Source organism: Planotetraspora kaengkrachanensis, assembly GCF_016862895.1.
Lineage (GTDB): Bacteria > Actinomycetota > Actinomycetes > Streptosporangiales > Streptosporangiaceae > Planotetraspora > Planotetraspora kaengkrachanensis.
In genome coordinates this window covers 184,545-208,225 of sequence record NZ_BONV01000003.1, presented here as the reverse complement: position 1 = coordinate 208,225, position 23,681 = coordinate 184,545, and the positions used below count along the sequence as shown (strand labels likewise).

Below are 23,681 nucleotides of genomic sequence, written 5' to 3'. Positions count from 1 at the left end.
GTCATTCCTCGTCGTGCGGTTTGATCCAGTCGAAGGTGCGCTCGACCGCGCGCTGCCAGTTGTCGTACTCCCGGGCGCGGAGCTCGGGATCCATGGCCGGCAGCCATTGGGCGGCGCGGTGCCAGTTGCGGCGCAGACCTTCGAGGTCGGGCCAGTAGCCGACGGCGAGCCCGGCGGCGTAGGCGGCGCCGAGGGACACCGTCTCGGCGACCATGGGCCGGACCACGGGCACGTTCAGCACGTCGGCGATGAACTGCATGAGCAGGTTGTTCGCGGTCATGCCGCCGTCGACGTTCAGGGTCCGCAGGTTCAGGCCGGAGTCGGCGTTCATCGCGTCGACGACCTCGCGGGTCTGCCAGCCCGTCGCCTCGAGGACGGCCCGGGCCAGATGCCCCCTGGTGATGTAGGAGGTGAGGCCGACGATGATGCCGCGGGCCTCACTGCGCCAGTGGGGGGCGAACAGCCCGGAGAAGGCGGGCACGATGTAGCAGCCGCCGTTGTCGTCGACGGTCCTCGCCACCGTCTCGATCTCGGGCGCGGTGCCGATGAGTCCGAGGCCGTCGCGGAACCACTGGACGAGCGCGCCGGTGATCGCGATGGACCCCTCCAGCGCGTACACGGCGGGTTCGGCGCCGATCTGGTAGCCGACGGTGGTCAGCAGGCCGTGCGTGGAGCGGACGGGCTCGTGGCCGGTGTTGAGCAGCAGGAAGCTGCCCGTGCCGTACGTGCACTTGGCCTCGCCGACGGCGAAGCAGGTCTGCCCGAACAGCGCCGCCTGCTGGTCGCCGAGGGCGGCGGCGATGCGCACGCCGGGCATCACCCGCGTGGCCACGCCGTACGTCTCGGCCGACGGCCGGATCTCGGGCAACATGGCGCGGGGCACGCCGAAGAAGTCCAGGAGCGTGTCGTCCCAGCTCAGGCTGTAGATGTTCATCAGGAGCGTGCGGCTCGCGTTGGTCACGTCGGTGACGTGCGCGCCCCCCTCGGGGCCGCCGGTGAGCTTCCAGATGAGCCAGCTCTCCATCGTGCCGAACAGGACGTCGCCGCGTTCGGCGCGTTCCCGCAGGCCGGGAGTGTGGTCGAGCAGCCAGCGGATGGTCGGGGCCGAGAAGTAGGTCGCGAGGTGGAGGCCGCAGAGCTCCTCGACGATGTACGCGTCGGGGCGGCGGGCCAGCTCCTCCACCAGCATGTCGGTGCGGGTGTCCTGCCAGACGACGGCCCGGGTGACGGGGACCCCGGTGTGGCGGTCCCATAACACCGTCGTCTCCCGCTGGTTGGCGATGCCGACGGCGGCCACCTGCCCGGGGTCGGCCCCGGCCTGGGCGAGCGCCTTCGGGCCGATCTGCTCCAGGTTGCGCCAGATCTCGGTGGCGTCGTGCTCCACCCAGCCCGGGCGCGGGAAGTGCTGCTTGTGCTCGCGCTGCGCCACCGACACCAGGCGGCCGCCGTGGTCGAAGAGGATGCAGCGGGTCGAGGTCGTCCCCTGGTCGATGGACATCACATAACGCTCAGCCACGGCGTCCTCCCTCCGTGTCAGGCGGGCAGCGGATTTCACCGGGGTCTCCGAGTGAGATCACCAGCGAGGGGCTCCGAGATCGCGTGAAACCGCCCGCGCGGCGTCACGCACGAAGGTCACCAGATCGGCCCGAGGACGGTTGTGCGGGTCGCAGACCCGCTCGACGGGCCCGGAGATCCCCATGGCGCCGACGACCAGTCCGCCGTAGCCGCGGATCGGGGCGGCCACGCTCGCCTCTCCCACGGTGGTCTCCTCGACGTCGGCGGCCCAGCCGACCTCGCGGATGCCGGACAGGGCGCGCGTGAGCTCCTTGGTCGTACGGATCGTGCGGCGGCTGAACGCCTCGAGGTCGCCCTCGGGAACGGCCGCGGCGGCGTTGGCGTCGTAGGCGAGCAGCACCTTGCCCATGGCCGTCGCGTGCATGGGCAGCAGCATGCCGACGTCCAGCGTCTGGAGGGTGTCGTCGGGCCGGAAGACGTGGTGGACCACCAGGAGCTTGCCCTGCAGGTGGGTGCCGATCCGCACGGCCTCGCCGCTGCGGGCCGCGAGCGCGTCGGCCCAGTTGATGGCACGGGAGCGCAGCTCGTTGACGTCGAGGTAACTGGTGCCGAGGTGCAGCAGCGCGGCGCCGAGCTGGTACTTGCCGGTCGCCTCGTCCTGCTCGACGAAGCCGACCATCTGCAGCGTGCGCAGGATGCCGTGCGCCGTGCCCCGGGCGAGACCGAGTGAGTTGGCGATCTCGCTGAGGCCGAGCCGTCCCGACCCCTGCGCGAGCAGGCGCAGGATGGCGGCCGCTCGCTCGATGGACTGAACTGGACCGGGCATGGGGCGGATCGTATCTCCGGCGAAAAGTATTCGACAATGCCGACGCTGGATCGTGACGCGAGGCCTTACCTCACCGGGTTTCCTTCGATGAACGGCCAGCCGGGGCGTTATAGACGGAAATGGAGTGGCCTGCGTCACGCCACGAGCCTAATACGGACTACTGAGCCTGACCAGTGTTCGACAATGCCGACACCCATTCGTTGACGTACTCCACAGCGAAGCTTAACGTCCCGTTGCATCCCCTGTGGGGGTCCCAATACCACCGCCCGTCCGCGCTCTTGGAGAGTGGACATGGTCTTAGGAGGAGACATGGCGGAACGGTTCGCAAACCGAGGACTGCTGGGCGAGCTGGCGGCCGAGTTCGCGGGGACGCTGATACTGATTTTGTTCGGCCTGGGCGTCGTCGCCCAGGTCGTGGGCGGCGGGATCGGCGACCACGACAGCATCGCATGGGCCTGGGGACTCGCGGTCGTCCTCGGCGTCTACACGGCGTCCCGCGTCAGCGGGGCCCATCTCAACCCCGCCGTGACCGTGGCCCTGGCCGTGTTCAAGGGATTCTCCTGGCGCAAGGTCCTGCCGTACACGCTGGCGCAGACCCTCGGCGCCTTCCTCGCGGCGCTGATCGTCCGCTGGAACTACAGCGAGGTCCTCGCCAAGGTCGACCCGGGGCACACCATCAAGACGCAGGGGGTCTTCTCGACCCTGCCGGGCAACGGCACGCTGCCGGTCCACATGTGGGGCGGCTTCCGCGACCAGATCATCGGCACGGCGATCCTCCTGTTCCTGATCCTCGCCGTCACCGACGTCCGCAACTCCGCGCCGCTCGCGAACCTCGCGCCCTTCATCGTCGGCCTGATCGTGGTGGCGATCGGCATGGCGTGGGGCACGAACGCCGGATACGCCATCAACCCCGCGCGCGACTTCGCCCCCCGCCTCGCGTCCTTCCTCACCGGGTACGGCGGCGCGTGGCGCGACCAGTACGGAGACCTCTATTTCTGGGTGCCGATCGTCGCACCCGTCATCGGCGGGATCATCGGCGCCGGCCTGTACCAGCTCCTGGTCGACCGCTTCCTCCCGCGTGCGGGCGCGCCCGAGCCCGGCCGCACTCCTCCCCCCGCCGACTACGAGGCGGCCGCCGCCTCCCGCTGAAGAATCCCGACCCGGTATTAGATCGGTGTGACCCCACGACACGAGAGGCAGACGACCGATGGCCGACTTCGTCGGAGCGATCGACCAGGGCACGACGAGCACCCGTTTCATGATCTTCGATCATGGCGGCAACGAGGTGGCCCGCCACCAGCTTGAACACGAGCAGATCCTCCCCCAGGCGGGCTGGGTCGAGCACAACCCCACCGAGATCTGGGAGCGGACCCGCGCGGTCGCGGACACCGCGATGCGCGTGGCGAACCTGCACTCCTCCGACCTCGCCGCGCTCGGCATCACCAACCAGCGGGAGACGGCGGTCGTGTGGAACCGCCGCACCGGCCGGCCGTACTACAACGCGATCGTGTGGCAGGACACCCGGACCGACCGCATCGCCGCGGCGCTGGAGCGCGAGGGCAAGGGAGACGTCATCCGGCGCAAGGCGGGCCTGCCCCCGGCCACGTACTTCTCGGCCGGAAAGGTCCAGTGGATCCTCGAGAACGTCGACGGCGTCCGCGAGGCGGCCGAGCGCGGTGACGCGATCTTCGGCAACACCGACACGTGGCTGCTGTGGAACCTCACCGGCGGCGTCGACGGCGGCGTGCACGTGACCGACCCCACCAACGCCAGCCGCACCATGCTGATGAACCTGGAGACGCTCGACTGGGACGACGAACTGCTGTCCTTCTTCGGCATCCCCCGCCAGATGCTCCCCGAGATCAAGCCCTCCTCCAACCCCGACCTGTACGGCACCACCCGCCTGCTGGGCGGAGAGCTGGCGCTGGCCGGCGACCTCGGCGACCAGCAGGCGGCGACCGTCGGTCAGGTCTGCTTCGAGCCCGGCACCGCCAAGAACACCTACGGCACCGGCAACTTCCTGCTGCTCAACACCGGCACCGAGCCGGTGCGCTCGCAGAACGGCCTGCTCACCACGGTCTGTTACCAGTTCGGCGACGCCAAGCCGGTGTACGCGCTCGAGGGGTCGATCGCGGTGACGGGCTCGGCCGTCCAGTGGCTGCGCGACCAGCTCGGGATCATCTCCGGCGCCGCGCAGAGCGAGGCGCTGGCGCGGCAGGTCGAGGACAACGGCGGCGTGTACTTCGTGCCCGCCTTCTCCGGCCTGTTCGCGCCGTACTGGCGGTCGGACGCCCGCGGCGCGATCGTCGGGCTGTCCCGGTTCAACACCAACGCCCACCTGGCTCGGGCGACCCTGGAGTCGATCTGCTACCAGACCCGCGACGTCGTCGAGGCCATGCAGCAGGACTCGGGGGTCGTCCTCGACGTGCTGCGCGTCGACGGCGGCGTGACCGCCAACGAGCTGTGCATGCAGATGCAGGCCGACATCCTCGGCGTGCCGGTGTCGAGGCCGGTCGTGGCCGAGACCACCGCGCTGGGCGCCGCCTACGCCGCCGGGCTCGCCGTCGGCTTCTGGCAGTCCACCGACGACCTCAAGCAGAACTGGAACGAGGCTCGCCGCTGGGAGAGCCAGTGGGACGACGAGCAGCGCGAGCGCGGCTACGCCGGCTGGAAGAAGGCCGTCACCCGCACGCTCGACTGGGTCGACGTCCAGTGAAACGTCGCCGGGTCGCCTGTCCGGCAGGGCGGCGGCCCGGCACCTCCCCTCGATCGATGAGGAGCACGAAACACGATGTCTGAATATACGGGGCCGGCCTCCGCGCCACCCCTGGAGCCGACTCGGGAATCATCGCCGGGGTCGGTGCTTGGACCCCGGCATCGGGCCGCGGCGCTGCGCAGCCTCGGTGAGCACGAGTTCGACGTGCTCGTCGTGGGCGGCGGCGTGGTGGGGGCGGGAGCAGCGCTCGACGCGGTCTCACGCGGCCTGTCCGTCGCCCTCGTGGAGGCTCGCGACCTGGCGGCGGGCACGTCCAGCCGGTCGAGCAAGCTCATCCACGGCGGCCTGCGCTATCTGGAGCAGTTCGACTTCCGGCTGGTGCGCGAGGCGCTCAAGGAGCGCGGTCTGCTGACCACCCGGCTGGCTCCGCACCTCGTCCGGCCGGTCTCGTTCCTCTACCCGCTGCACCATCGGGTCTGGGAACGGTTCTACGTCGGTGCCGGGATCACGTTGTACGACACCCTCGCCGGGCGGTGGGGCCTGCGCAGGCACCGCCAGCTCAGCCTGCGGCGGACGCTGGAGAAGGCCCCGGGGCTGCGCAAGGACGCGCTCGTCGGCGCCATCCAGTACTACGACGCGCAGGTCGACGACGCCCGGTTCACCATGATGGTCGCCAGGACCGCCGCCCAGTACGGCGCCTGCGTGACCACCAGGACGCCGGTGATCGGCTTCCTGCGCGAGGGGGCACGGGTGACCGGGGCGCGCGTACGCGACCTGGAGAGCGGCGCGGAGATCGAGGTCAGGGCGCGGGAGGTGATCAACGCCACCGGCGTCTGGACCGACGAACTCCAGCGGATGGCCGGGGTCGAGGGCACCGCGACGGCGCGGCCGACCGAGGGCGTATCCGTGCAGGCGTCCAAGGGCGTCCACATCGTGGTGCCCAGGGAGCGGATCAGGCTCGACACCGGTCTGATCCTGCGCACGGAGAAGAGCGTGCTCTTCGTCATCCCGTGGGGGCCGCACTGGATCGTCGGGACCACCGACACCGCGTGGGACCTGGACAAGGCCGAGCCCTCCGCGACGAACACGGACATCGAGTACATCCTCGACCACGTCAACGCCGTGCTGAACACGCCGCTGACCACCGACGACATCGAGGGCGTCTACGTGGGCCTGCGCCCGCTGATCGGGCGGTCGGGCGCGAGCACCGTGAAGCTCTCGCGCGAGCACGCCGTGACCAGGCCGCTCCCCGGCCTGACGGTCGTCGCGGGCGGCAAGTACACCACCTACCGGATCATGGCGAAGGACGCCGTCGACGCTGCGGTCGGGAACCTCGGCGAGGCCGTGCCTCCGTCCATCACCGAGCGCGTCCCGATCATCGGCGCGACCGGGTTCGAGGCCGTCAGGAACAACAAGAGGCGGCTCGCGGAGCGCGCCGGGCTCTCCGCCGGTCGCGTGGAACACCTCCTGCACCGGTACGGCTCCCGCACGGAGGAGCTTCTCGAGATCGTCGCGATGGCGCCCGGCCTGGGCGAACCGATTCCCGGAGCGGAGGGCTACCTGAGGGTCGAGGCGGTCTACGCGGCCTCGCACGAGGGCGCACTGCGCCTGGAGGACGTCCTGGTCCGGCGCACCCGCATCTTCATCGAGGAACGCGACCACGGGCTTGAGGCCTCGCAGGAGGTCGCGGTGCTCCTGGCGCCGGTCCTCGGCTGGGACGACGACCGGGTCAAGCAGGAGATCGACGAGTACCGGCAGTACGTCCAGGCCGACACCGCGGCCCGGCGGGAGCCGGACGACGCGGCGGCCAACGCCGTACGGCTGCGCGGCCTGACCCCCTCGGAGGCGATGAGCTGATCAGGGGCTGACCGCGGACCGCGACGGCCGGCCCGCCCGGCACGCGCAAGGGGCCGGCGATCGACGGATGCGATCGCCGGCCCCTTCGGGTCATACGCTCACTTGGCGGCGTCGAGCCGGGAGAGCTCGTCAGCGGACAGCTGGAGGTCGACGGCCTTGGCGGAGTCGCGGGCGGACTCCGGACGCGAGGAGCCGGGGATCGGGATCACGACGGGGGCCTTGGCCAGCATCCACGCGAGGCAGACCTGCTGCGGGCTCACGCCGTGCGCCTGGGCGACCTCGCCGAACGCGGAGAAGCGGGAGCCCAGTTCGCCGGCGCGCGAACTGCCGCCGAAGGGCGCCCACGGCAGGAAGGCGATGCCCAGCTCCGCGCACAGGTCCAGTTCGGGCTCGCTCGACCGGAAGAGAGGGGAGAACTGGTTCTGCACGCTCACCAGCCTGCCGCCGAGGACCTCGTTCGCCGACCGGATCTGCTCCGGGTTCGCGTTCGAGATGCCGGCCATGCGGATCTTGCCCGCGTCGAGCAGGTCGCGGACCGCGCCGACAGACTCCTCGTAGGGGACCGTGGGGTCGGGACGGTGGAACTGGTAGAGCCCGATCACGTCCACGCCCAGCCGCTTCAGCGACGCGTCGGCCGCCTGCTTGATGTGCTCGGGCGAGCCGTTCACCGTCCAGGAGCCGTCGCCGGGCCGTACGTGGCCGCCCTTGGTGGCGACGAGCACGTCAGAGGTGTCACCGCCGTAGCTCGCCAGCGCACGCGCGATGAGGGACTCGTTGTGTCCGACCTCGTCGGCGTGGATGTGGTAGGCGTCCGCGGTGTCGATCAGGGTCACGCCCTCGTCGAGAGCGGCGTGGATGGCCGCGATCGAGCGTGACTCGTCCGGCCGTCCCTCGATGGACATGGGCATTCCGCCGAGGCCGATCGCGCTGACCTGAACATCGCCGATGTGGCGGGTCTGCATGTGAATCCCCCAAGAACGACATCTGTCCTTCCGCGGGGCGGGGGTCCGTCCCGCGGAAGCTGATTGTGGTTCGACTCTAGTGATTGAAATCCGGAGCATCGCCCTCGGGGCCGCCATCGCATGTCGGGCGTCCGTGTCAGGCGAGGATCCGCACGGGGTTCTCCACGAGAGACAGGAAGGCGCGCATCCACTCGGCGGCGACCACGCCGTCGACGGGCCGGTGGTCCACCGAGAGCGTCACCCGCATGACCGTGCCGACCTCGAGTCCGCCGTCCCGGACGACCGGCTCCTGACGGGCCGCTCCGACGGCGAGGATCGCGGCCTGGGGCGGGTTGATGATGGCGGCGAAGTCCTCGGTGCCGTACATGCCGAGGTTCGTCACACTGATCGTCCCGCCCTCGAGTTCGTCCTGCCGGAGCCGCCCGGCCCTGGCCCGCTCGGCGAAGTCCTTCACGGCCGAGGCCACGGACGAGACGGTCATCCGCTCCACCGACCTGAGCACCGGCGTGACGAGACCGCGCTCGGTCGCGATCGCCACCGACACGTCGACGGAGGAGAACGACCGGACGGCGTCCGGTGCCCAGACGACGTTCATGGCGGGGACCAGCAGGTGAGCGCCCGCGACCGCCTTGATCACCAGGTCGTTGAGTGAGACGCGGACGGGGGCGCCGTCGTTCAGCTCCTCCCGCAGTCTCAGCAGCCTGTCGACCCGCGCGGTGCCGCGCAGGTAGAAGTGGGGGGTCGTCTGCTTGCTCTCGGTCAGCCGCGAGGCGACCGCCCTGCGGATGCGCGAGTGGGGGATCTCGGTGAAGGCCCCCGCGCCCGCTTGTGCCGTCGCCGTCGCCGCCAGTGCCGGTGCCGAGAGCGTTGGCGCGGGCGCCACGAGGACGGTCCCGGCCCGGTCCCGGCTCGCGAGCGCCGCTTCCACGTCCCTGCGGATGATGCGGCCGTTCGGCCCGGTGCCGGTGATCTGCTCGTACGGCAGGCCGGCCTCCTTGGCCATCCGGCGGGCGAGCGGGCTGGAGAAGATCCGCCTGGTCGCCCCCGTCTCCGCGGGGCCCGCCGTACCCGGCGGCGGCGCCTGCGCGGGGACGGCGGGGGAGGACGGCGGCTGAGAGGGGACCGCGCCGGCGAGGGAGGAGGGCGCCGGCGCGGGGTCGTTCGTGGCGGGGCCGTTCGTGGCGGGGTCGGCGGGGGAGGCGACGCCGAATTCGGCGAGCAGGGCGTCGATGTCGGGCACCTTCTCCCCGGGCCCGCCGATGACGGCGATGGGGGCGCCGACCTCGACCCCCGCCCCCTCGGCCACGAGGGTCTTCAGGATGACGCCGTCGTCGTCGGCCTCGACGTCCGCCACGGCCTTCTCGGTCTCCACGGTGGCGATCACGTCGCCCTTGGCGTACGGAGCGCCCTCCGGGAGCGGCCATCCCTGGAGGACGGCCTCGACCGCGTTCGCGGCCAGTTCTGGCATGCGCAGGAGCTTGGCCATGTCAGGACCTCTCAGTACCGCGTGATCTCGGTGAGCTTGGCGGCCACTTCTTCGGTCCTCGCGATGGCCGCGCGCTCGAGGACCTTGCTGATGCTGGGCGACGCCTCGCCGCCCGTCACCCGCTGGACAGGCTGGTCGAGCCAGTCGAAGAAGCGGCGTTGTATCTCGTCCGCCAGCCAGCCGCCGTACGACGTGCCGACCGCTCCCTGCTCGGCGATGACCACGTTGTTGGTCTTCCTGATGCTCTCGCCGATGGTGTCCCAGTCGATGCTCGCGCGGTCGAGCCAGCGCAGGTCGATCACTTCGGCGTCGACGCCGTCCAGCGACTCGACCGCCTCCAGGACGTAGTTGGTCATCGCGAGGTAGGAGACGACGGTGACCTGCGATCCGGCCCGCCGTACCGCGGCCTTGCCGACCGGGATGCAGTAGTCGAGGTCGTCCACCGGGCCCTCGCCCGTCGACGCGTAGAGGTCGACGTGCTCTAGGACGACCACGGGGTCCTTGCAGCGCAGCGCGCTGTTCATCAGGCCCACGTAGTCGAAGGGCGTCGTGGGGGCGACGATGCGCCAGCCCGGCGCGGTCGCGAAGATCCCCGCGGGGTCCATGGAGTGCTGCGAGCCGTATCCGGTGCCCATCGCGACCTTGCTGCGGAGCACGAAGGGGACCTCGCCGTCGCCGCCGAACATGTGCCTGGCCTTGCCGATCTGGTTGAAGAGCTGGTCGGCCGCGACCCACATGAAGTCCGCGTACATGAACTCGACCACCGGCTTGAAGCGGCCGTCGAGCGCGACTCCGCCGCCGAGGCCGGTGAAGGCGTTCTCACTGATGGGAGTGCCGAGGACCCGGTCGGGATAGGCCTGCTTGAGCCCGCGGGTGGCGCCGTTGGTGCCGCCGCCGAGCCGGTGCACGTCCTCGCCCATCACGACGACGGTCTCGTCGGTCTCCATCCGCCGCCCCATCACGGCGGCGACGGCGTCGATGAACTTCTGCTCGGCGATCTCGCCGGCGAACGACTCGCGGTCGGCCGTCCTGGCGCCGGCGAACTCGCTCAGGTCACCGCGGACCCCCACGTCGGCGAAGGCGGGGTCGGGCCACTCGTCCGGCCTGATCCGCCGCTGACCGGCCTTGCCTTCGGGCAGGGGTTCGAGGAGCACCCCGCCGATGTCCGCCATCAGCGCCCCGGCGCGCCCGGTCAGGGCGTCGATCTCGGCCTCGCCGAGGATGCCGCGCCGTACGAGATGACCGGTGAGCTGCCTGATCGGATCCCGGTCGCGCCACGACCTCTCCTCCTCCTTGGTCCGGTAGCCGAACGCGCTGCCGGGGAAGGGGCCGTTTTGGTGGAAGTAGCGGTAGACGTCGGCCTCGATCACGGTCGGGCCCCTGCCGTCCCGCATGTGGGCGAGTGCCTCCCGCATGGCGAGGTGGACCGCGAGTGGATCCATTCCGTCGACCTTCCAGCTGGCGATCCCGAATCCGGGCCCGCGCGCCGACAGTCGGGGCTCGCCGGTGGCCTCCTCGACGTTGGTCGAGACCGCGTAGCGGTTGTTCTCGATGAAGAAGCACAGCGGCAGGCGCCACGCCGAGGCCAGGTTGAACGTCTCGAGCGTGGAGCCGATGTTGGCGGCGCCGTCGCCGAAGTAGGTCACCGCCACCGCGTCGGTGCCGGCCTGCCGGTGCGCCCAGGCGGAGCCGGCCGCGAGCGGGACGCCGCCGCCGACGATGGCGTTGGTCCCGATCGCGCCCGCCTCCTTCCACTGCAGGTGCATGGAGCCGCCGCGGCCGTGGCTGAAGCCGCGGTCGAGGCCGCAGATCTCGGCGAGGCTCTTGAGCAGCACCGCGCGCACGTCGGCGGAGAACTCCTTGACGGGGTCGATCCCCTTCGGCTCGACATGGGCGAGCACCTTGGCGAGGAACTGGTGATGACCCCGGTGCGAGCCGTTGACGGTGTCCGCGCTGGTGAGGGGAAGGACCGAGCCGACGGCGCCGGCCTCCTGCCCGATGCTCGAGTGAGCGGGGCCGTGGACCAGGCCCTCCTTGGCGAGTTCGAGGACGTACTCCTCGAAGGTCCTGATGAGCACGAGCTGGCTGAGCATCGACGTGAGGAGAGCCGGCTCTGCCGCGTCCCAGTCGGCTTCGGTGGCGACGATCTCGATCCACGGCGCGGCGGGTTCGAGCCGGTTGTGCTCGGTCATGACTCTCCCATGCAATCGTTCGCAGAAGGTCAAGCGTTGCACAAAGTGGATCCAATATCTAGCCACGCTTCGGCTGTGGACACGGGTTTCTCGATCGTTCTATGCTAATTTGGATCCAATGTTCCCTCGTGGAGAGTTTCAGCATGAACGTGGGACTTCCGGGGCTGAGCGGCGTGGACCACATCGGTTTCACGGTGCCCGACCTCGAAGAGGCGAGCAGGTTCCTCGTCGATGTGCTCGGGTGCGAGTACATGTACACGCTGGGCCCCTACCGCCATGACGACAGCGACTGGATGTCCGAGCACCTCAACGTCCACCCCCGAGCGGTGATGCGGCAACTGCACTTCTTCCGCTGCGGCGGGCAGGCGATCTTCGAGGTGTTCGAGTACTCCGCGCCGGACCAGAACGCGGCGCTGCCCAGGAACAGCGACATCGGCGGCCACCACGTGGCGCTGTACGTCGACGACCTGGACGCGGCGGTCGCGTACCTCGAAGGCAAGGGGGTCACGATGCTCGGCGGCCCGACGGCGAGCAGAGGACCGAGCGAGGGCCAGCGGTGGGTGTACTTCCTGAGCCCCTGGGGGATGCAGTTCGAGCTCGTCTCGTACCCCGGTGGCAAGGCCTTCGACAGGCAGGCGAAGGACGCCGCGGCCCCGAGCCGCCCGGCCGGATAGGGCCGGTCATACGGAACCGACAGGTAAGAGGATCAGTGGTGACAGTACAGGCCCAGCGAACGGGGAACGGCGTTCAGACCAACGCGGCGAGTCACCGCGTCGCCGACTATCTGCGCACGGCGATCCTCAGCGGGGAGATCGGGCCCGGTGAGCGAATCCGCCAGGAGGACGTGGCCGAGCGGCTCGGCGCCAGCCGGCTGCCGGTGCGGGAGGCGTTGCGGATCCTCGAGGCGGAGGGCCTCACCGAGCACCTGCCGAACAAGGGCGCCAGGGTGCCGTGGCTGTCCATGCAGGACCTGAACGTCATCTACAAGATCCGTGAGCGGCTGGAGCCTCTCGCCCTCACCGAGAGCATCCCCAACCTGTCGGGGACGGAGCTCCGCGAACTCGACCGGCTGCAGGGGCGGATCGAGGCCGACACCGGGATCAGCGAGTTCCTCACCCTCGACCGTGAATTCCACCTGATGACCTACACCGGCTGCCAGGTCGACCAGCTCTCGATGATGGTCGTGCGGCTGTGGAACTCAACGCAGCACTATCGCAGGGCGTTCATGAACGTGAGCGGGGCGAGCAGGCGATGGGTGATCAACGCGGAGCACCGGCTGCTGCTCGACGCCATCGAGCGACGCGACGTCGTCGACGCCGAGCGGCATCTCGCCGGCCACATCCGGCGCACCCGCATCGAGCTGTCCCGGCATCCCGAGGCTTTCGAAGGACCGATCGTATGACGCAGGCGTTCGAGCTCACCGTCAACGGCAGGCGGGTCCGGATAGAGACACATCCGGACACGTCGCTGCTCCACGCCCTGCGCAACGAACTGGGCCTCAAGGGCCCCCGCTTCGGTTGCGGGCTCGGCCTGTGCGGCGCGTGCTTCGTGCAGATGGACGGCAAGGTCGTTGCGTCCTGTGACACCCCCATGTGGTCGGCGGAGGGCCGGACCGTGGTGACGGTCGAGGGGCTGGAGCCGGGGGAGGGCCTCCACCGTGTGCAGCAGGCGCTGCTCGACGAACAGGCGGCCCAGTGCGGCTTCTGCGTCTCCGGGATCATCGTGAACGCGGCGACCCTCCTCGACACGAACCCCGACGCGGACGAGGAGGCCATCGTGGAGGCGCTCGACCGGAACCTGTGCCGCTGCGGCGTGCAGCGGCGCGTGGTGCGCGCCGTGATGAAGGCGCGTTGCGAAGGTCCCTGCCACGTGACACCTGAGGACGCCTCATGACCGTCCAGCGAGAGATCGTCGCGGCGCCCGCGCTCCCTAAGGACCTTGCGGCCAACCCCGTCCTTTCGCGCTGGGTGACGGTCCACTCCGGTGGGACGATCGACGTGCGCGTCGGGAAGGTCGAGCTCGGCCAGGGCATCCTCACCGCCCTCGCGCAGATCGCCGCCGAGGAGCTCGGCGTCGATCTTGAGCAGGTCCGGATGCCGCCGGCCAACACCGCGCACGGCCCGAACGAGGGCCAGACCTCCGGAAGCATGTCGATCATCCACTCGGGGCCCGCCGTACGGGCGGCGTGCGCGCAGGTGCGGGCGAGGTTCACCGCCGAGGCGGCCAGGCGCTGGGACGTCGACCCCGACCTGGTGACCGTACGGCAGGGTTTGTTCAGCTGCGGCGAGCGTGCCGTGTCGTACGGCGAGCTGGCCGGCGTGGTCGACCTCGACGTCGCCGCCGATCCCGGCGGGCCGCTCACCAGCGGCGACCGCTCGGTCCTCGTCGGCATGAGCGCCGCCCGACTGGACCTGCCCGACAAGATCGCCGGTCGCCCCCGTTACATCCACGACCTCGCTCTGCCGGGTCAGCTGTCCGGGCGGGTTCTGCGCCCGCCGTCGCCTGGGGCGAGGCTGCTGCGCGTCGACGAGAGCCGGCTCGCGGACCTGGACGTGCGACTGGTCAGGGACGGCTCGTTCATCGGAGTGGTGGGCGCGGACGAGGCCGAGGCGATGAGAGCCGTGCAGGTTCTCCGCGACGCCACGACGTGGGAGGAGTCCGATTCGCTGCCCGACGAGGACGACCTGTCCGCGTTCCTGCGCTCCGGGCCGCACGAGACCATCGAGGTGCTGACCCCCGAGGGACCCGAGCCCGAAGGCCGCACGATCAGGGCGACGTACAGCAGGCCCTTTCTCGCTCACGGGTCGATGGCGCCGAGCTGCGGGATCGCCCGCTGGAACGACGACGGGACCCTGTCCGTCTGGAGCCACAGCCAGGGCATCCACGGTCTGCGCGCCGCGATCGCCCAGGCGCTGGACATGGACGCGGAACGCATCGAGGTCGAGCACGCGGAGAACGCCGGCTGCTACGGCCACAACGGCGCCGACGACGCGGCGTTCGACGCCGTCCTGCTGGCCCGCGACGTGCCCGGGCTGCCCGTGCAGGTCCAGTGGAGCAGGCAGGACGAGCTCGCCTGGTCGCCGCTCGCGTCAGCCATGACCGCCGACGTGCGGGCGGTCGTCGGCGAGTCGGGATCGGTGTCGTCCTGGCGGTACGACGTGTGGAGCCAGGGACACACCAGCCGGCCCGGTTATCTCGGGGTGCCCGGCCTGCTCGCGGGCGCCCACCTCGAACGGCCCTGGAGTTATCCGGCGCCGGGCGACCCTCCGGCGGTCGTCGGCGCGGGCACGGTGCGCAACGGAGTGCCGATCTACGACTTCCCCGACCGCGGCGTCACCGGCCACCGGCTGCTCGAGACGCCCATCCGCACCTCGGCGATGCGCGCACTGGGCGCGTACATGAACGTGTTCGCGATCGAGTCGTTCATGGACGAGCTCGCCCTGGCCACTGGAGCCGACCCGCTCGAGTACCGGCTCAGGCATCTCGGCGACGCCCGGGGGCGGAGCGTCCTCGAGGCCGCCGCCCGGTCGGCCGGCTGGGGGAACCCGGCGGAGGAGGGGGTGGGCCTCGGCCTCGGCTTCGCCCGCTACAAGGACAAGGGCGCCTACTGCGCGGTGGTCGCCGAGGTGGAGGCGGAGAGCGACATCCGGCTCCGCCGCCTGACCATCGCCGTCGACGTCGGCAGGGTCGTCAATCCGGACGGCGTGCGCAACCAGATCGAGGGCGGCGCCACCCAGGCGGCGAGCTGGACGCTGAAGGAGCGGGTGCGCTTCGACCGGCGCCGGATCACCAGCGACGACTGGGAGAGCTATCCGATCCTGCGGTTCAGCGAGGCGCCCGAGGTCTCCGTGGAGATCGTGGAGACGCCGGGCACCCCCTCGCTCGGAGCGGGAGAGGCGGCCCAGGGCCCGACCGCCGCGGCCATCGCCAACGCGGTCGCCGCGGCCATCGGGGTGCGCGTCCGCGACCTCCCGCTCACAGCGGACGCGGTCGTCGCCGCCATCGAGGCCGCGGAAGACTAGGCCGCGTCGGACAGATCAAGTCCTGCTGGCCTCCGCGGTACATCGCTTTGTCGTCGCCGCAGGCTCCCCTCCGGCCGCCAGGATCAACGCTCGCGACGGTCTATTTCGGTAGTCCACAGGGATGGGGTCAAGAAGTGGTACCGGAAAGTGGTACCGTCTGAATTATGGCTGAGACCCGACTGCGGCTCCCGGACGAGACCTACGAGCAGATCAAGCAGATCGCCGGTGGTGATGCACAGAGCGTCAATTCCGCGATGGTCGTCGCGATCGAGGAGTACATCGCCCGGCGCCGACGTGAACGCTACGAGTCGATGGGCAGGAAGATCGCGCAACGCGATCGGGAACTGCTGGATCGTCTCGCCCGATGACGTCTTTTCCCACGACGGACGACATCCTCGCTCTGGCCGGTGCCGTTCTGCCGACCGTCGCCCTGCGCGACGGTGGTCAGCTGCATGCGGCGGTGTTGCGCCCGCAAACATCGGTGTTCGGTGAGGACGCGTACCCGGACCTATGGGAGAAGGCGGCCGCTCTCATGCACAGCATCGTTCTCGGCCATCCCCTGGTGGACGGCAACAAACGACTCGGGTGGGCCGCTGCTGTCGCGTTTCTTGAAGACAACGGCGAGATTCTCGACTACGAGGATGTGGACGAGGCGGAGAGCGTCGTCATGTCCCTGGCCAAGGGCGAACTGGACGACATCCCCGACCTGGCCCGTCGGCTTCGCCGGCTACGCCGGGACGCCTGACCCGCGGGGAGGCGGGAAGTCGCGGCGGCGGCGGATCGGGCCGAACAGCAGGATGGTGACGGAGAGAAGCTGGGCGCACGCCATCAGCCACAGGGTCTCCCGGACGCCGATCGCCTCGCCGAGCACCCCGCCGAGCAGCCCGCCGAGGGGGACGGCCCCGTAGTTCAGCGCGGACGTGCTCGCGGTGATCCGCCCGAACAGCTCGGCGGGGCAGTACTGCTGGCGGAACGTGCCGGTCAGGATGTTCGAGGCGACGAAGCCCGCGTCGGAGCCCACGCCCGCGGCGGCGAACAGGACCAGGCCGAGGTCGCCGCCGGCGATCGGCCCGAGCAGCATCATCGGCGCGGCGAACATCTCGCAGAGCAGGAATCCCCGTGCCGTCCCGAACCGTCCGGCGACGCGTCCGGCCAGCGCCGCGCCGAACAGGCCGCCCGCCCCTGCCAGCGCCAGCACGACGCCGATCTGCCCCGGCTCCGCGCCGAGATGCCGGGAGAGGTACACGACCTGGATGGACTTGAAGCCCATCAGCGCGATGTTCGACATCGCGCTGAACGTGGTGAGCGTGCGCAGGTAGGGGTCGTGCGTCACGAACAGCAGCCCGTCGCGGATCTCCGCGACCAGTCGCCGTTTCTCCGTCCTGTCCTGCAGCGCCTCCCTGGTGCGTACGGAGCGCAGGCAGAGGACGGCGACGCCGAAGCCGACCACGTCCGCGAGCACGCCGCTGACCGCGCCGAAGGCCTGAGCGAGCAGGCCGGCCAGTCCGGGACCGGCGATCTGCGCGGCCGACTCGCTGCCCTGGAGCCTCGTGTTGGCCTCCAGCAGGCGTTCGCCTCCGACCAGGGCAGGCAGGTAGGCCCGGTAGGCGAGGGTGAAGAACACCTTCGCGACGCCGCCCACGGTGGCCGCCACGAGAAGGTGCGTCATCGTGAGCACGCCCAGCCAGGCCGCGATCGGCACGCTCGCGAACACCACCATGGAGACGGAGTTGCACGCCTGCATCACCGGCCGTTTCCGCAGGCGGTCCACCCACGCTCCGGCGGGCAGCCCGACCAGCAGCCAGGGGAGCCAGGCGGCAGCGGTGAGCAGCCCGACGGCGAACGTGCTCGCGTGCAGCGTCACCACCGCGACCAGGGGCAGGGCCACGCCCGCCACCGAACTGCCGAGCATGCTGGTGGTCTCGCCGGCCCACAGCAGCCGGAAGTCCCGCATGCGCAGCAGTTCACCCCGCGAAGCCGACGCCGAAGCCGACGGCGTCGGCGCGGTCACGGCCTGCCCGGGACGGCCCGCACGGTCAGGAAGACGGTCGTGCGCTCCTGCCCGTCGTCGGGGATCTCCCGGTCGGCGAGCGACGTCAGCAGGCCGAGGATCGTCTCCTCCAGTTCGGCGAGTTCCGCGACCGAGAGCCGCGCCCAGTGGTCGGAGGTGAAGGCCGCCCGCCGCCACGGCTCCGGATAGCCGTCACGCTCGGCGAACCACTGTCTCGCCATGGCGGTCTGCCGTTCGAGGACCAGCGACTCGGCCGCCTCGGCGACGGGGTCGTCGGGGAAGTCCGACGGCGACCAGTCGGTCCTGACCGGCACCACGCGCCACCAGCGTTCCCGGCGGTCGCGCGCGAGTTCGGGAGCCTCCTCGACGAGTTCGCTCGCCGCGAGCACCTTCAGGTGATGGCTGATGTTCCCGACGGCCTGCCCGGTGCTGTCGGCGAGCATCGAGGCCGTCGACGGGCCGTCCACGCGCAGGACGTCGAGCAGACGCCGGCGCAGCGGATGCGACATGGCGGCGAGCACCTTCGAGTCGTGGATTTCACGCATGGGGCGATCAGGCATGCGGTCACCCTAAATGCACAACAATCATTGTGCAATAACTCTTGTGTATCTCTCATGCCTGATCACCGCGATCCGCCGCGCATGGGTCAGAATCGGTCTCGTGCAGTTCGGCATCCTGGGGCCGCTGGAGGTCCGGACGTCCGAGGGGGAACCGATCTCCGTCGGCGGGCCGCGGCCGCGCGCCCTCCTCGCACTGCTCCTGCTCGACGCCGGGCGGCTCGTCAGCGTGGAGCGCCTGGTCGACGGCCAGTACGGCGACGACCCGCCGGCGGGAGCAGCCAACGCGATCCAGGCCCACGTGTCCCGCCTGCGCCGCAGGCTGCCCGCGGACCTGATCGAGTTCCACGGCGCGGGTTACCGGCTCGCGGTCGACCCCGACGACGTGGACGTCCATCGCTTCGAGCGGCTCGCCCGGGACGGGCGCAGGCTCCTGACCGCCGGTCACCACGAGCATGCCGCGAGATCACTGAGGGACGCGCTGACGTTGTGGCGAGGACCCGCGCTGGCGGACGTGGCCGACGCGCCTTTCGCTCCGTCGCAGGTGACGCGCCTGGAGGAGGTACGGCTGGCGGCGCGGGAAGACCTCGTCGAGGCCGAGCTCGCCCTACCAGAGGGCACCTCGACGGCCGAGTTGCGGCACCTGGTGGCGGCCAACCCGCTGCGCGAACGGCTGCGCGGCCAGCTCATGCGGGCGCTGCACGCCGAGGGCAGGCAGGCGGCGGCGCTGACCGTGTTCGACGAGGGGAGACGGCTGCTCGCGGAGGAGCTCGGCGCCGATCCCTCGCCCGAGCTGGCGGCCCTGCATGTGGCGATCCTGCGCGGCGAACCGTCACGCGGCCGGGCCACGGGCCGTGGGCTCCCCGCGCGGCTGACCAGCTTCGTCGGCAGGGACGAGGAGCTGGACCGGATCGACGCCCTCCGGGACGCCCGGCTGATCACCGTGACCGGCCCCGGCGGCTCCGGCAAGACCAGGCTGGCGGTCGAGGCCGCCCGGCGCCGCGGGCAGGACGTCTGTTTCGTTGACCTGTCCCCGCTCGACGACGGCGCGCAGATCCCGCAGGCCGTGCTGAGCGCGCTCGGACTGCGGGAGACCGGGCTGCGGTCGCCGGACCTCGGCCACGGCGACGCCGCCGAGCGGGTCACCGCCGCTCTGGCGGATCGTGAGCTCCTGCTCGTCGTCGACAACTGCGAGCACGTGATCGCACCGGCGGCGGTCCTCGTGCGCCGGTTGCTCGACGACTGTCCGGGCCTGGCCGTCCTGGCCACCAGCCGCGAGCCGCTCGGGCTCACCGGCGAGATGCTCGTCCCCCTGCCGCCGCTGGCCGTGCCGCCGCCGGGCACGGAGCTCGGTGCGGCGCTCGGCTACGGCGCCGTACGGCTGTTCGCGGATCGGGCGGGCGCCGTGCGACCGGGCTTCACGATGCACCCGGAGGCGGTGGAGATCTGCGCGGCCCTCGAAGGGTCGCCACTGGCCATCGAACTGGCCGCGGCGAGGGTGCGGTCGTTCACGGTGGAGGAGATCGCCTCCCGCCTGAAGGAGCACGGCCGGTTCGCGCTGCTTTCACGCGGCGACCGCACCGCGGCGGCGCGCCACCGGACCCTGCACGCGGTGGTGGAGTGGAGCTGGAGCCTGCTCAGCGCGGACGAGCAGGCGATGGCCAGGCGGTTCTCCGTCTTCTCGGGAGGAGCCTCGATCGAGGCGGTCGAACGGGTCTGCGGCCCCGCCGAGGTGCTGGCCGACCTGGTGGACAAGTCCCTCGTCGAGGTGAGCGGCGGACGCTACCGGATGTCCGACACGATCCGTCTGTTCTGCGCGGAGCGGCTGTCGGAGGCAGGGGAGGAGGAGCGGCTGCGCGCCGCGCACGCCGCCTGCTTCCTGGACCTGGCCCGGCGCGCCGACCCGTGGTTGCGGCGGGCCGAGCAGCTCGACTGGCTGGCGCGGCTGTCGGCGGAGCACAGCAACCTCGAGGCCGCGCTACGCCATGCCGTACAGGCCGACCCGGAGACGGGGCTGCGACTCGTCGCCGCCCTGTCGGCGTACTGGTGGCTGAGCGGGCGGCGCGGGCAGGCCGCCTCGTCGGCACTCGGCCTGCTCGGGCGGCTCGGCGAGGGCGCACCGCCCCCGGGCCTGGAGGAGGAGTACGTCCTGTGCGTGCTGCAGGCCGTGCCGGACGCCTCTCCCGCGCAGTGGGCCCGGGCCGAGGAGATCATGCGCTCGCTGGACCGGGAGCTGCGCCACCCGTTCGCGGCGGTCATGTGGGGGATGATCGCAGGGCCGCCGGAGCCGGGCTCGGCCCGGATGCGGCAGTTCGGCGCCGACCCGTGGAGCCGGGCCATGGCGTCGCTGGGGCAGGGGACGATGCACCTGCTCGACGGCAGGGTCGCCGAAGCCGAGCGGGAACTGGAAGAGGCCCTGGAGGGTTTCCGCCCGATGGGCGAGCGATGGGGCACGGCGCAGGGGCTGGAGTGGCTGGGGACGATCTCCAGCTGGCGGGGGGACTGGACGAGGGCCAGACGGTTGTGGGGGCAGGCCCTCGACCTGCATGAACAGCTCGGCGCGCTGGACGAGGTCGTCGACGTGCTCTGCCAGAGGGCGGGCGGGCTGCTGCGTGAGGGTGACTTCGCCGCGGCCGACGCCGACCTGCGGCGCGCGGCCGAGTTCGAGCGCAGAACGGGCAGGTCGCATCGCCTGTCCCTGATCGCGCTCGGCCGGGGCGACCTCGCCCGCACCCGGGGCGAGTACGCGCAGGCCCGCACCTGTTACACGGAGTCGATGGCCGGCGTCGGTCCCGGCACGTACGTCGGCGACAGCATCAGGCTGGCCGCGCTGTCAGGACTGGGACGGCTGGCGCAGGCCGAGGGCGACCTCGAGGAGGCGAGGCTCCGTCATGCCGAGGTGCGCGCGCGGGCCCACGGCCTGCCGGCGATGGATCTCGCCGACGTCGCCGAGGGGCAGGCCGGGCTGGCCCTGCTCGAAGGCTCTGCCGAGCGGGCGGCGTTCCTGCTCGGAGTGGCGGTGGCGCTGCGCGGCATGGCCGTCACGGGCGACCGCGACGTGGCCGGGATCGCCGCGGGCGCCACGGAGGTGATCGGATCCGCTTCGTTCGCGTCGGCCTTCGCCACAGGCGCGGCGCTGGACAGGGACGCCGCGCTGACAGCCCTGTCGTGACCGTCAGCGGGTTGTCTCCGGACTGTCAGCGCCCGCCGCGAGCCTCGGAGACATGAACACCAACATTCTGATCTCCGGCGCCGGCGTCGGCGGCCCCGCACTGGCCCTCTGGCTCGACCGCTACGGCTTCAACGTGACCGTGGTCGAGAAGGCCGCCGCCCCGCGCCTCGGCGGCCAGGCCGTGGACTTCAAGGGCGAGACCCACCTCACGGTGCTTGAGCGCATGGGAATCCTGGACGACGTACGGCGCCTGCAGACCGGCGGGACCGACCAGGAGATCGTCGACGCGGACGACCGCACGCTGGCGGTGATGCCCGGCGAGTTCAGCGGCGGCGAGCTGGAGATACCGCGCGGCGAACTGTCGCGGCTGCTGTACGAGAAGACGCGCGCCGCCGGATGCGAGTACGTCTTCGGAGACTCCATCACCTCGCTCACCGAGACCGCGGGTGGTGTGCACGTCACGTTCGAGCGCGGCGCACCGCGTACCTTCGACCTGGTGGTGGGCGCGGACGGCATCCATTCCAACGTGCGCCGCCTGGCGTTCGGCCCCGAGTCCGACCATGTCCGATTCCTCGGCTACTACTACGCGCTGGCCGACATCAGGCGGGACTTCGGGCAGACCGCGAAGATGTACAACGAACCCGGCAGGCTGGTCGCCGTCGGAGGGCCCGCGGCCCCGGCGTTCTTCGCCTTCGCCTCACCGCGGCTCGACTACGACCGGTACGACGTCGAGGAGATGAAGCGGATCGTCGCCGACGCCTACGCCGGCATGGGCTGGCGGACCCCCGCCGTCATCGAGGCGGTGCGGGAGGCGGACGACCTCTACCTCGACTCGATCAGCCAGGTCCGGATGGACCACTACGCCAGGGGCCGCGTGGTGCTGCTCGGCGACTCGGCGTACGGCAACACGCTGGGCGGCTTCGGCACCGGGCTGGCCATGGTGGGCGCGTACGTGCTGGCCGGCGAGCTCGCGGCGGCCGGGGGAGACCACCGGGTCGCGTTCCGGCGTTACGAGGAGGAGTTCCGCGGCTACGCCAAGATCGCCAAGAGCGGAAACGCGGGCGGGTTCCTCGCTCCGTCCACGCGCGCCCGGATCCGGATGCGCAACTGGGTCTTCAAGGCCGGTTTCCTGTTCAAGCTCATGATGAGGATGACGGACAAGTTCGCCACCGACATCACGCTCAAGGATTATTCGTCCCTGGTCCGCCGCTGAATCATTCCTCTATGAGGTCGCCCAGCGCCTCGCGCATGGAGGGATATCTTTCCGGGCCTTCCGGTCCGGTCCTGGGCGGAGGCTCGGCGTGGTCCGACAACTCCGCCGCGATCCACGGATACCGCGGATCCTCGCCCTGGAGGACCTTGTAGATCACGTCGTAGGACGCCGGGTCGACGGTGGACAGGCGGGCGCCGACGTTGCCCACAGGGATCCAGACCAGGTCGTTGTGGTTGAGCCGGGTGCCGAGCACGTCCTTGTCGAGCGGAAGGACGCAGATCCAGTCGTGCCCGTCGTCGCCGGTGACCGAAATGTAGGAGACGCGCATCGCGGGCTGCGTGCGTGCGATGCGGATGCCGAAGCGGCCGCGTGGGGGCTCGCCCTTCAGGGCGACGCTGTGGATGTCACCGGCGTCCGGTCGCACGAATGGTCTCCCCAAGGTAGGCGCATTTTATCGCACGAATTCTTTTTCAGAATATGTCCGCTAATGCGGGATATCGAGTCGAGCGCCATTTCGTACGCCTTGATTAACCGGGAATACACCCGGGGGTGTGGGAGCCCAGATGGCCGCCAATTGAGATGGTCGCCAACATATCTGTGGCACAGCACATTCCTGGTAGCCTTGAGGGATGGTGGAAGAGGCGAACGCACTCCCGGCGGGAGATCGGCCCGCAGTCGCCAACCTGGGCTGGTCCCTCGGCATGGTCCTGCGCGCGTGGCAGGAGGAGGTCGACGAGGTCCTTCGGGGCATGCCGGGAACCAGCAGGGGCTACCACGTTCTGTCCGCCGTCGCCGACGGCGAGCCCAAGAGGCAGAAGGAGCTGGCCGAGCTCGTCGCGATCGACCGCACCGTCCTCGTCTATCTCCTCGACGACCTCGTCGAGGCCGGCCTCGTCGAGCGGCAGCTCGACCCCCAGGACCGTCGCGCCCGCCGGATCGTCGCCACCGAGCGCGGACGGCGGGTGCTGGCCGAGGCGGACAGCCGGGTCGCCGCCGCGGAAGAACGCGTCCTGGGCGGAGTCTCGCCAGCCGAGCGGGCGGCCTTCCACCGGATCGCCTCGCTCGCGGCCACGAGGATCCACGAGGCGTCGCCGGAGACGGATCCGTGCGTGGCTGTCCAATCCGTACTCGACGTGCCCGCCTGACGCCTTC

Annotated in this window: 20 protein-coding genes; 12 read left to right on the top strand and 8 right to left on the bottom strand. The window is 70.8% G+C overall.

Going from position 1 to position 23,681, the window contains the following annotated elements; all coding sequences use genetic code 11:
* Position 1: 1 nt before the first annotated feature.
* Both glpK (Pka01_RS05590) and Pka01_RS05585 read right to left on the bottom strand, forming a co-directional pair.
* Positions 2-1,516 carry a glycerol kinase GlpK gene (glpK, locus tag Pka01_RS05590; protein WP_203881506.1) on the bottom strand — a complete coding sequence of 505 codons (1,515 nt, stop codon included), beginning with the start codon at positions 1,514-1,516 and terminating at the stop codon, positions 2-4.
* Positions 1,517-1,573: 57 nt separating this feature from the next.
* Positions 1,574-2,341 (bottom strand): IclR family transcriptional regulator, encoded by a 768-nt coding sequence (locus Pka01_RS05585; protein ID WP_203881505.1) that lies wholly within the window; start codon positions 2,339-2,341, stop codon positions 1,574-1,576.
* 309 nt (positions 2,342-2,650) lie between these two features.
* Here Pka01_RS05585 and Pka01_RS05580 point away from each other — a divergent pair, with 309 nt between their 5' ends.
* From Pka01_RS05580 to Pka01_RS05570, 3 genes are all read left to right on the top strand, one after another.
* Complete coding sequence (locus tag Pka01_RS05580) at positions 2,651-3,490, top strand: MIP/aquaporin family protein (RefSeq protein ID WP_203881504.1); 840 nt, start codon at positions 2,651-2,653, stop codon at positions 3,488-3,490.
* A 58-nt stretch (positions 3,491-3,548) separates the two neighbouring features.
* Positions 3,549-5,057 carry a glycerol kinase GlpK gene (glpK, locus tag Pka01_RS05575; protein ID WP_203881503.1) on the top strand — a complete coding sequence of 503 codons (1,509 nt, stop codon included), beginning with the start codon at positions 3,549-3,551 and terminating at the stop codon, positions 5,055-5,057.
* Positions 5,058-5,201: 144 nt separating this feature from the next.
* The gene (locus tag Pka01_RS05570; protein WP_239114756.1) at positions 5,202-6,914 is read left to right on the top strand and encodes a glycerol-3-phosphate dehydrogenase/oxidase; all 1,713 of its coding nucleotides are present in this window, start codon (positions 5,202-5,204) and stop codon (positions 6,912-6,914) included.
* Between the two features lie 98 nt (positions 6,915-7,012).
* Here the strand turns inward: Pka01_RS05570 and Pka01_RS05565 are convergent, their stop codons facing one another.
* The 3 genes from Pka01_RS05565 to Pka01_RS05555 all read right to left on the bottom strand — a co-directional run bounded on the left by Pka01_RS05565 (position 7,013) and on the right by Pka01_RS05555 (position 11,554).
* A complete protein-coding gene (locus Pka01_RS05565) occupies positions 7,013-7,876 on the bottom strand; it encodes an aldo/keto reductase (protein ID WP_203881501.1) in 864 nt (287 codons plus the stop codon).
* 136 nt (positions 7,877-8,012) lie between these two features.
* Positions 8,013-9,362: a 2-oxo acid dehydrogenase subunit E2 gene (locus tag Pka01_RS05560; protein ID WP_203881500.1), complete on the bottom strand. Its 1,350-nt coding sequence runs from the start codon at positions 9,360-9,362 to the stop codon at positions 8,013-8,015.
* An 11-nt stretch (positions 9,363-9,373) separates the two neighbouring features.
* On the bottom strand, positions 9,374-11,554 hold the full coding sequence (locus Pka01_RS05555; protein ID WP_203881499.1) for an alpha-ketoacid dehydrogenase subunit alpha/beta: 2,181 nt from the start codon (positions 11,552-11,554) through the stop codon (positions 9,374-9,376).
* 143 nt (positions 11,555-11,697) lie between these two features.
* On the opposite strand from Pka01_RS05555, the gene Pka01_RS05550 reads away from it, so the two are divergent.
* The 6 genes from Pka01_RS05550 to Pka01_RS05525 all read left to right on the top strand — a co-directional run bounded on the left by Pka01_RS05550 (position 11,698) and on the right by Pka01_RS05525 (position 16,321).
* A complete protein-coding gene (locus Pka01_RS05550; RefSeq protein ID WP_203881498.1) occupies positions 11,698-12,228 on the top strand; it encodes a VOC family protein in 531 nt (176 codons plus the stop codon).
* A gap of 38 nt (positions 12,229-12,266) precedes the next feature.
* A complete protein-coding gene (locus tag Pka01_RS05545; RefSeq protein WP_203881497.1) occupies positions 12,267-12,956 on the top strand; it encodes a GntR family transcriptional regulator in 690 nt (229 codons plus the stop codon).
* Positions 12,953-13,447 (top strand): (2Fe-2S)-binding protein, encoded by a 495-nt coding sequence (locus Pka01_RS05540; RefSeq protein ID WP_203881496.1) that lies wholly within the window; start codon positions 12,953-12,955, stop codon positions 13,445-13,447. The genes Pka01_RS05545 and Pka01_RS05540 overlap by 4 nt, the downstream gene beginning before the upstream one ends.
* Positions 13,444-15,576, top strand: coding sequence for a xanthine dehydrogenase family protein molybdopterin-binding subunit (locus tag Pka01_RS05535; protein ID WP_203881495.1), 2,133 nt, complete (start codon positions 13,444-13,446; stop codon positions 15,574-15,576). Before Pka01_RS05540 ends, Pka01_RS05535 begins: the two co-directional genes overlap by 4 nt.
* Before the next feature lie 164 nt (positions 15,577-15,740).
* Complete coding sequence (locus tag Pka01_RS05530) at positions 15,741-15,944, top strand: CopG family transcriptional regulator (RefSeq protein ID WP_203881494.1); 204 nt, start codon at positions 15,741-15,743, stop codon at positions 15,942-15,944.
* On the top strand, positions 15,941-16,321 hold the full coding sequence (locus Pka01_RS05525; protein WP_203881493.1) for a type II toxin-antitoxin system death-on-curing family toxin: 381 nt from the start codon (positions 15,941-15,943) through the stop codon (positions 16,319-16,321). The genes Pka01_RS05530 and Pka01_RS05525 overlap by 4 nt, the downstream gene beginning before the upstream one ends.
* Here the strand turns inward: Pka01_RS05525 and Pka01_RS05520 are convergent.
* Together Pka01_RS05520 and Pka01_RS05515 are read right to left on the bottom strand one after the other, a co-directional pair.
* Complete coding sequence (locus tag Pka01_RS05520) at positions 16,304-17,530, bottom strand: MFS transporter (protein WP_203881492.1); 1,227 nt, start codon at positions 17,528-17,530, stop codon at positions 16,304-16,306. The genes Pka01_RS05525 and Pka01_RS05520 overlap by 18 nt on opposite strands.
* Positions 17,531-17,583: 53 nt before the next feature.
* Positions 17,584-18,147 (bottom strand): winged helix-turn-helix domain-containing protein, encoded by a 564-nt coding sequence (locus tag Pka01_RS05515; protein ID WP_203881491.1) that lies wholly within the window; start codon positions 18,145-18,147, stop codon positions 17,584-17,586.
* Positions 18,148-18,247: 100 nt separating this feature from the next.
* Between Pka01_RS05515 and Pka01_RS05510 the strand changes: the two genes are divergently transcribed.
* Complete coding sequence (locus Pka01_RS05510; RefSeq protein WP_203881490.1) at positions 18,248-21,316, top strand: AfsR/SARP family transcriptional regulator; 3,069 nt, start codon at positions 18,248-18,250, stop codon at positions 21,314-21,316.
* 52 nt (positions 21,317-21,368) lie between these two features.
* Positions 21,369-22,529 (top strand): FAD-dependent monooxygenase, encoded by a 1,161-nt coding sequence (locus tag Pka01_RS05505; RefSeq protein WP_203881489.1) that lies wholly within the window; start codon positions 21,369-21,371, stop codon positions 22,527-22,529.
* Between the two features lies 1 nt (position 22,530).
* Here Pka01_RS05505 and Pka01_RS05500 read toward each other — a convergent pair whose 3' ends face one another.
* Complete coding sequence (locus Pka01_RS05500) at positions 22,531-22,953, bottom strand: hypothetical protein (protein WP_203881488.1); 423 nt, start codon at positions 22,951-22,953, stop codon at positions 22,531-22,533.
* 205 nt (positions 22,954-23,158) lie between these two features.
* Between Pka01_RS05500 and Pka01_RS05495 the strand changes: the two genes are divergently transcribed.
* Positions 23,159-23,674, top strand: a complete 516-nt coding sequence (locus tag Pka01_RS05495) for a MarR family winged helix-turn-helix transcriptional regulator (protein WP_203881487.1) — start codon at positions 23,159-23,161, stop codon at positions 23,672-23,674.
* The last annotated feature ends 7 nt before the right edge of the window (positions 23,675-23,681 follow it).

Coding starts and splice junctions, on each gene's coding strand:
- Pka01_RS05520 (WP_203881492.1), bottom strand. CDS start 17,530: ATGCGGGACTTCCGGCTGCTGTGGGCCGGCGAGACCACCAGCATGCTC.
- Pka01_RS05525 (WP_203881493.1), top strand. CDS start 15,941: ATGACGTCTTTTCCCACGACGGACGACATCCTCGCTCTGGCCGGTGCC.
- Pka01_RS05550 (WP_203881498.1), top strand. CDS start 11,698: ATGAACGTGGGACTTCCGGGGCTGAGCGGCGTGGACCACATCGGTTTC.
- Pka01_RS05535 (WP_203881495.1), top strand. CDS start 13,444: ATGACCGTCCAGCGAGAGATCGTCGCGGCGCCCGCGCTCCCTAAGGAC.
- Pka01_RS05560 (WP_203881500.1), bottom strand. CDS start 9,362: ATGGCCAAGCTCCTGCGCATGCCAGAACTGGCCGCGAACGCGGTCGAG.
- glpK (WP_203881503.1), top strand. CDS start 3,549: ATGGCCGACTTCGTCGGAGCGATCGACCAGGGCACGACGAGCACCCGT.
- Pka01_RS05515 (WP_203881491.1), bottom strand. CDS start 18,147: ATGCCTGATCGCCCCATGCGTGAAATCCACGACTCGAAGGTGCTCGCC.
- Pka01_RS05580 (WP_203881504.1), top strand. CDS start 2,651: ATGGCGGAACGGTTCGCAAACCGAGGACTGCTGGGCGAGCTGGCGGCC.
- Pka01_RS05540 (WP_203881496.1), top strand. CDS start 12,953: ATGACGCAGGCGTTCGAGCTCACCGTCAACGGCAGGCGGGTCCGGATA.
- Pka01_RS05585 (WP_203881505.1), bottom strand. CDS start 2,341: ATGCCCGGTCCAGTTCAGTCCATCGAGCGAGCGGCCGCCATCCTGCGC.
- Pka01_RS05565 (WP_203881501.1), bottom strand. CDS start 7,876: ATGCAGACCCGCCACATCGGCGATGTTCAGGTCAGCGCGATCGGCCTC.
- Pka01_RS05495 (WP_203881487.1), top strand. CDS start 23,159: ATGGTGGAAGAGGCGAACGCACTCCCGGCGGGAGATCGGCCCGCAGTC.
- Pka01_RS05530 (WP_203881494.1), top strand. CDS start 15,741: ATGGCTGAGACCCGACTGCGGCTCCCGGACGAGACCTACGAGCAGATC.
- Pka01_RS05505 (WP_203881489.1), top strand. CDS start 21,369: ATGAACACCAACATTCTGATCTCCGGCGCCGGCGTCGGCGGCCCCGCA.
- Pka01_RS05555 (WP_203881499.1), bottom strand. CDS start 11,554: ATGACCGAGCACAACCGGCTCGAACCCGCCGCGCCGTGGATCGAGATC.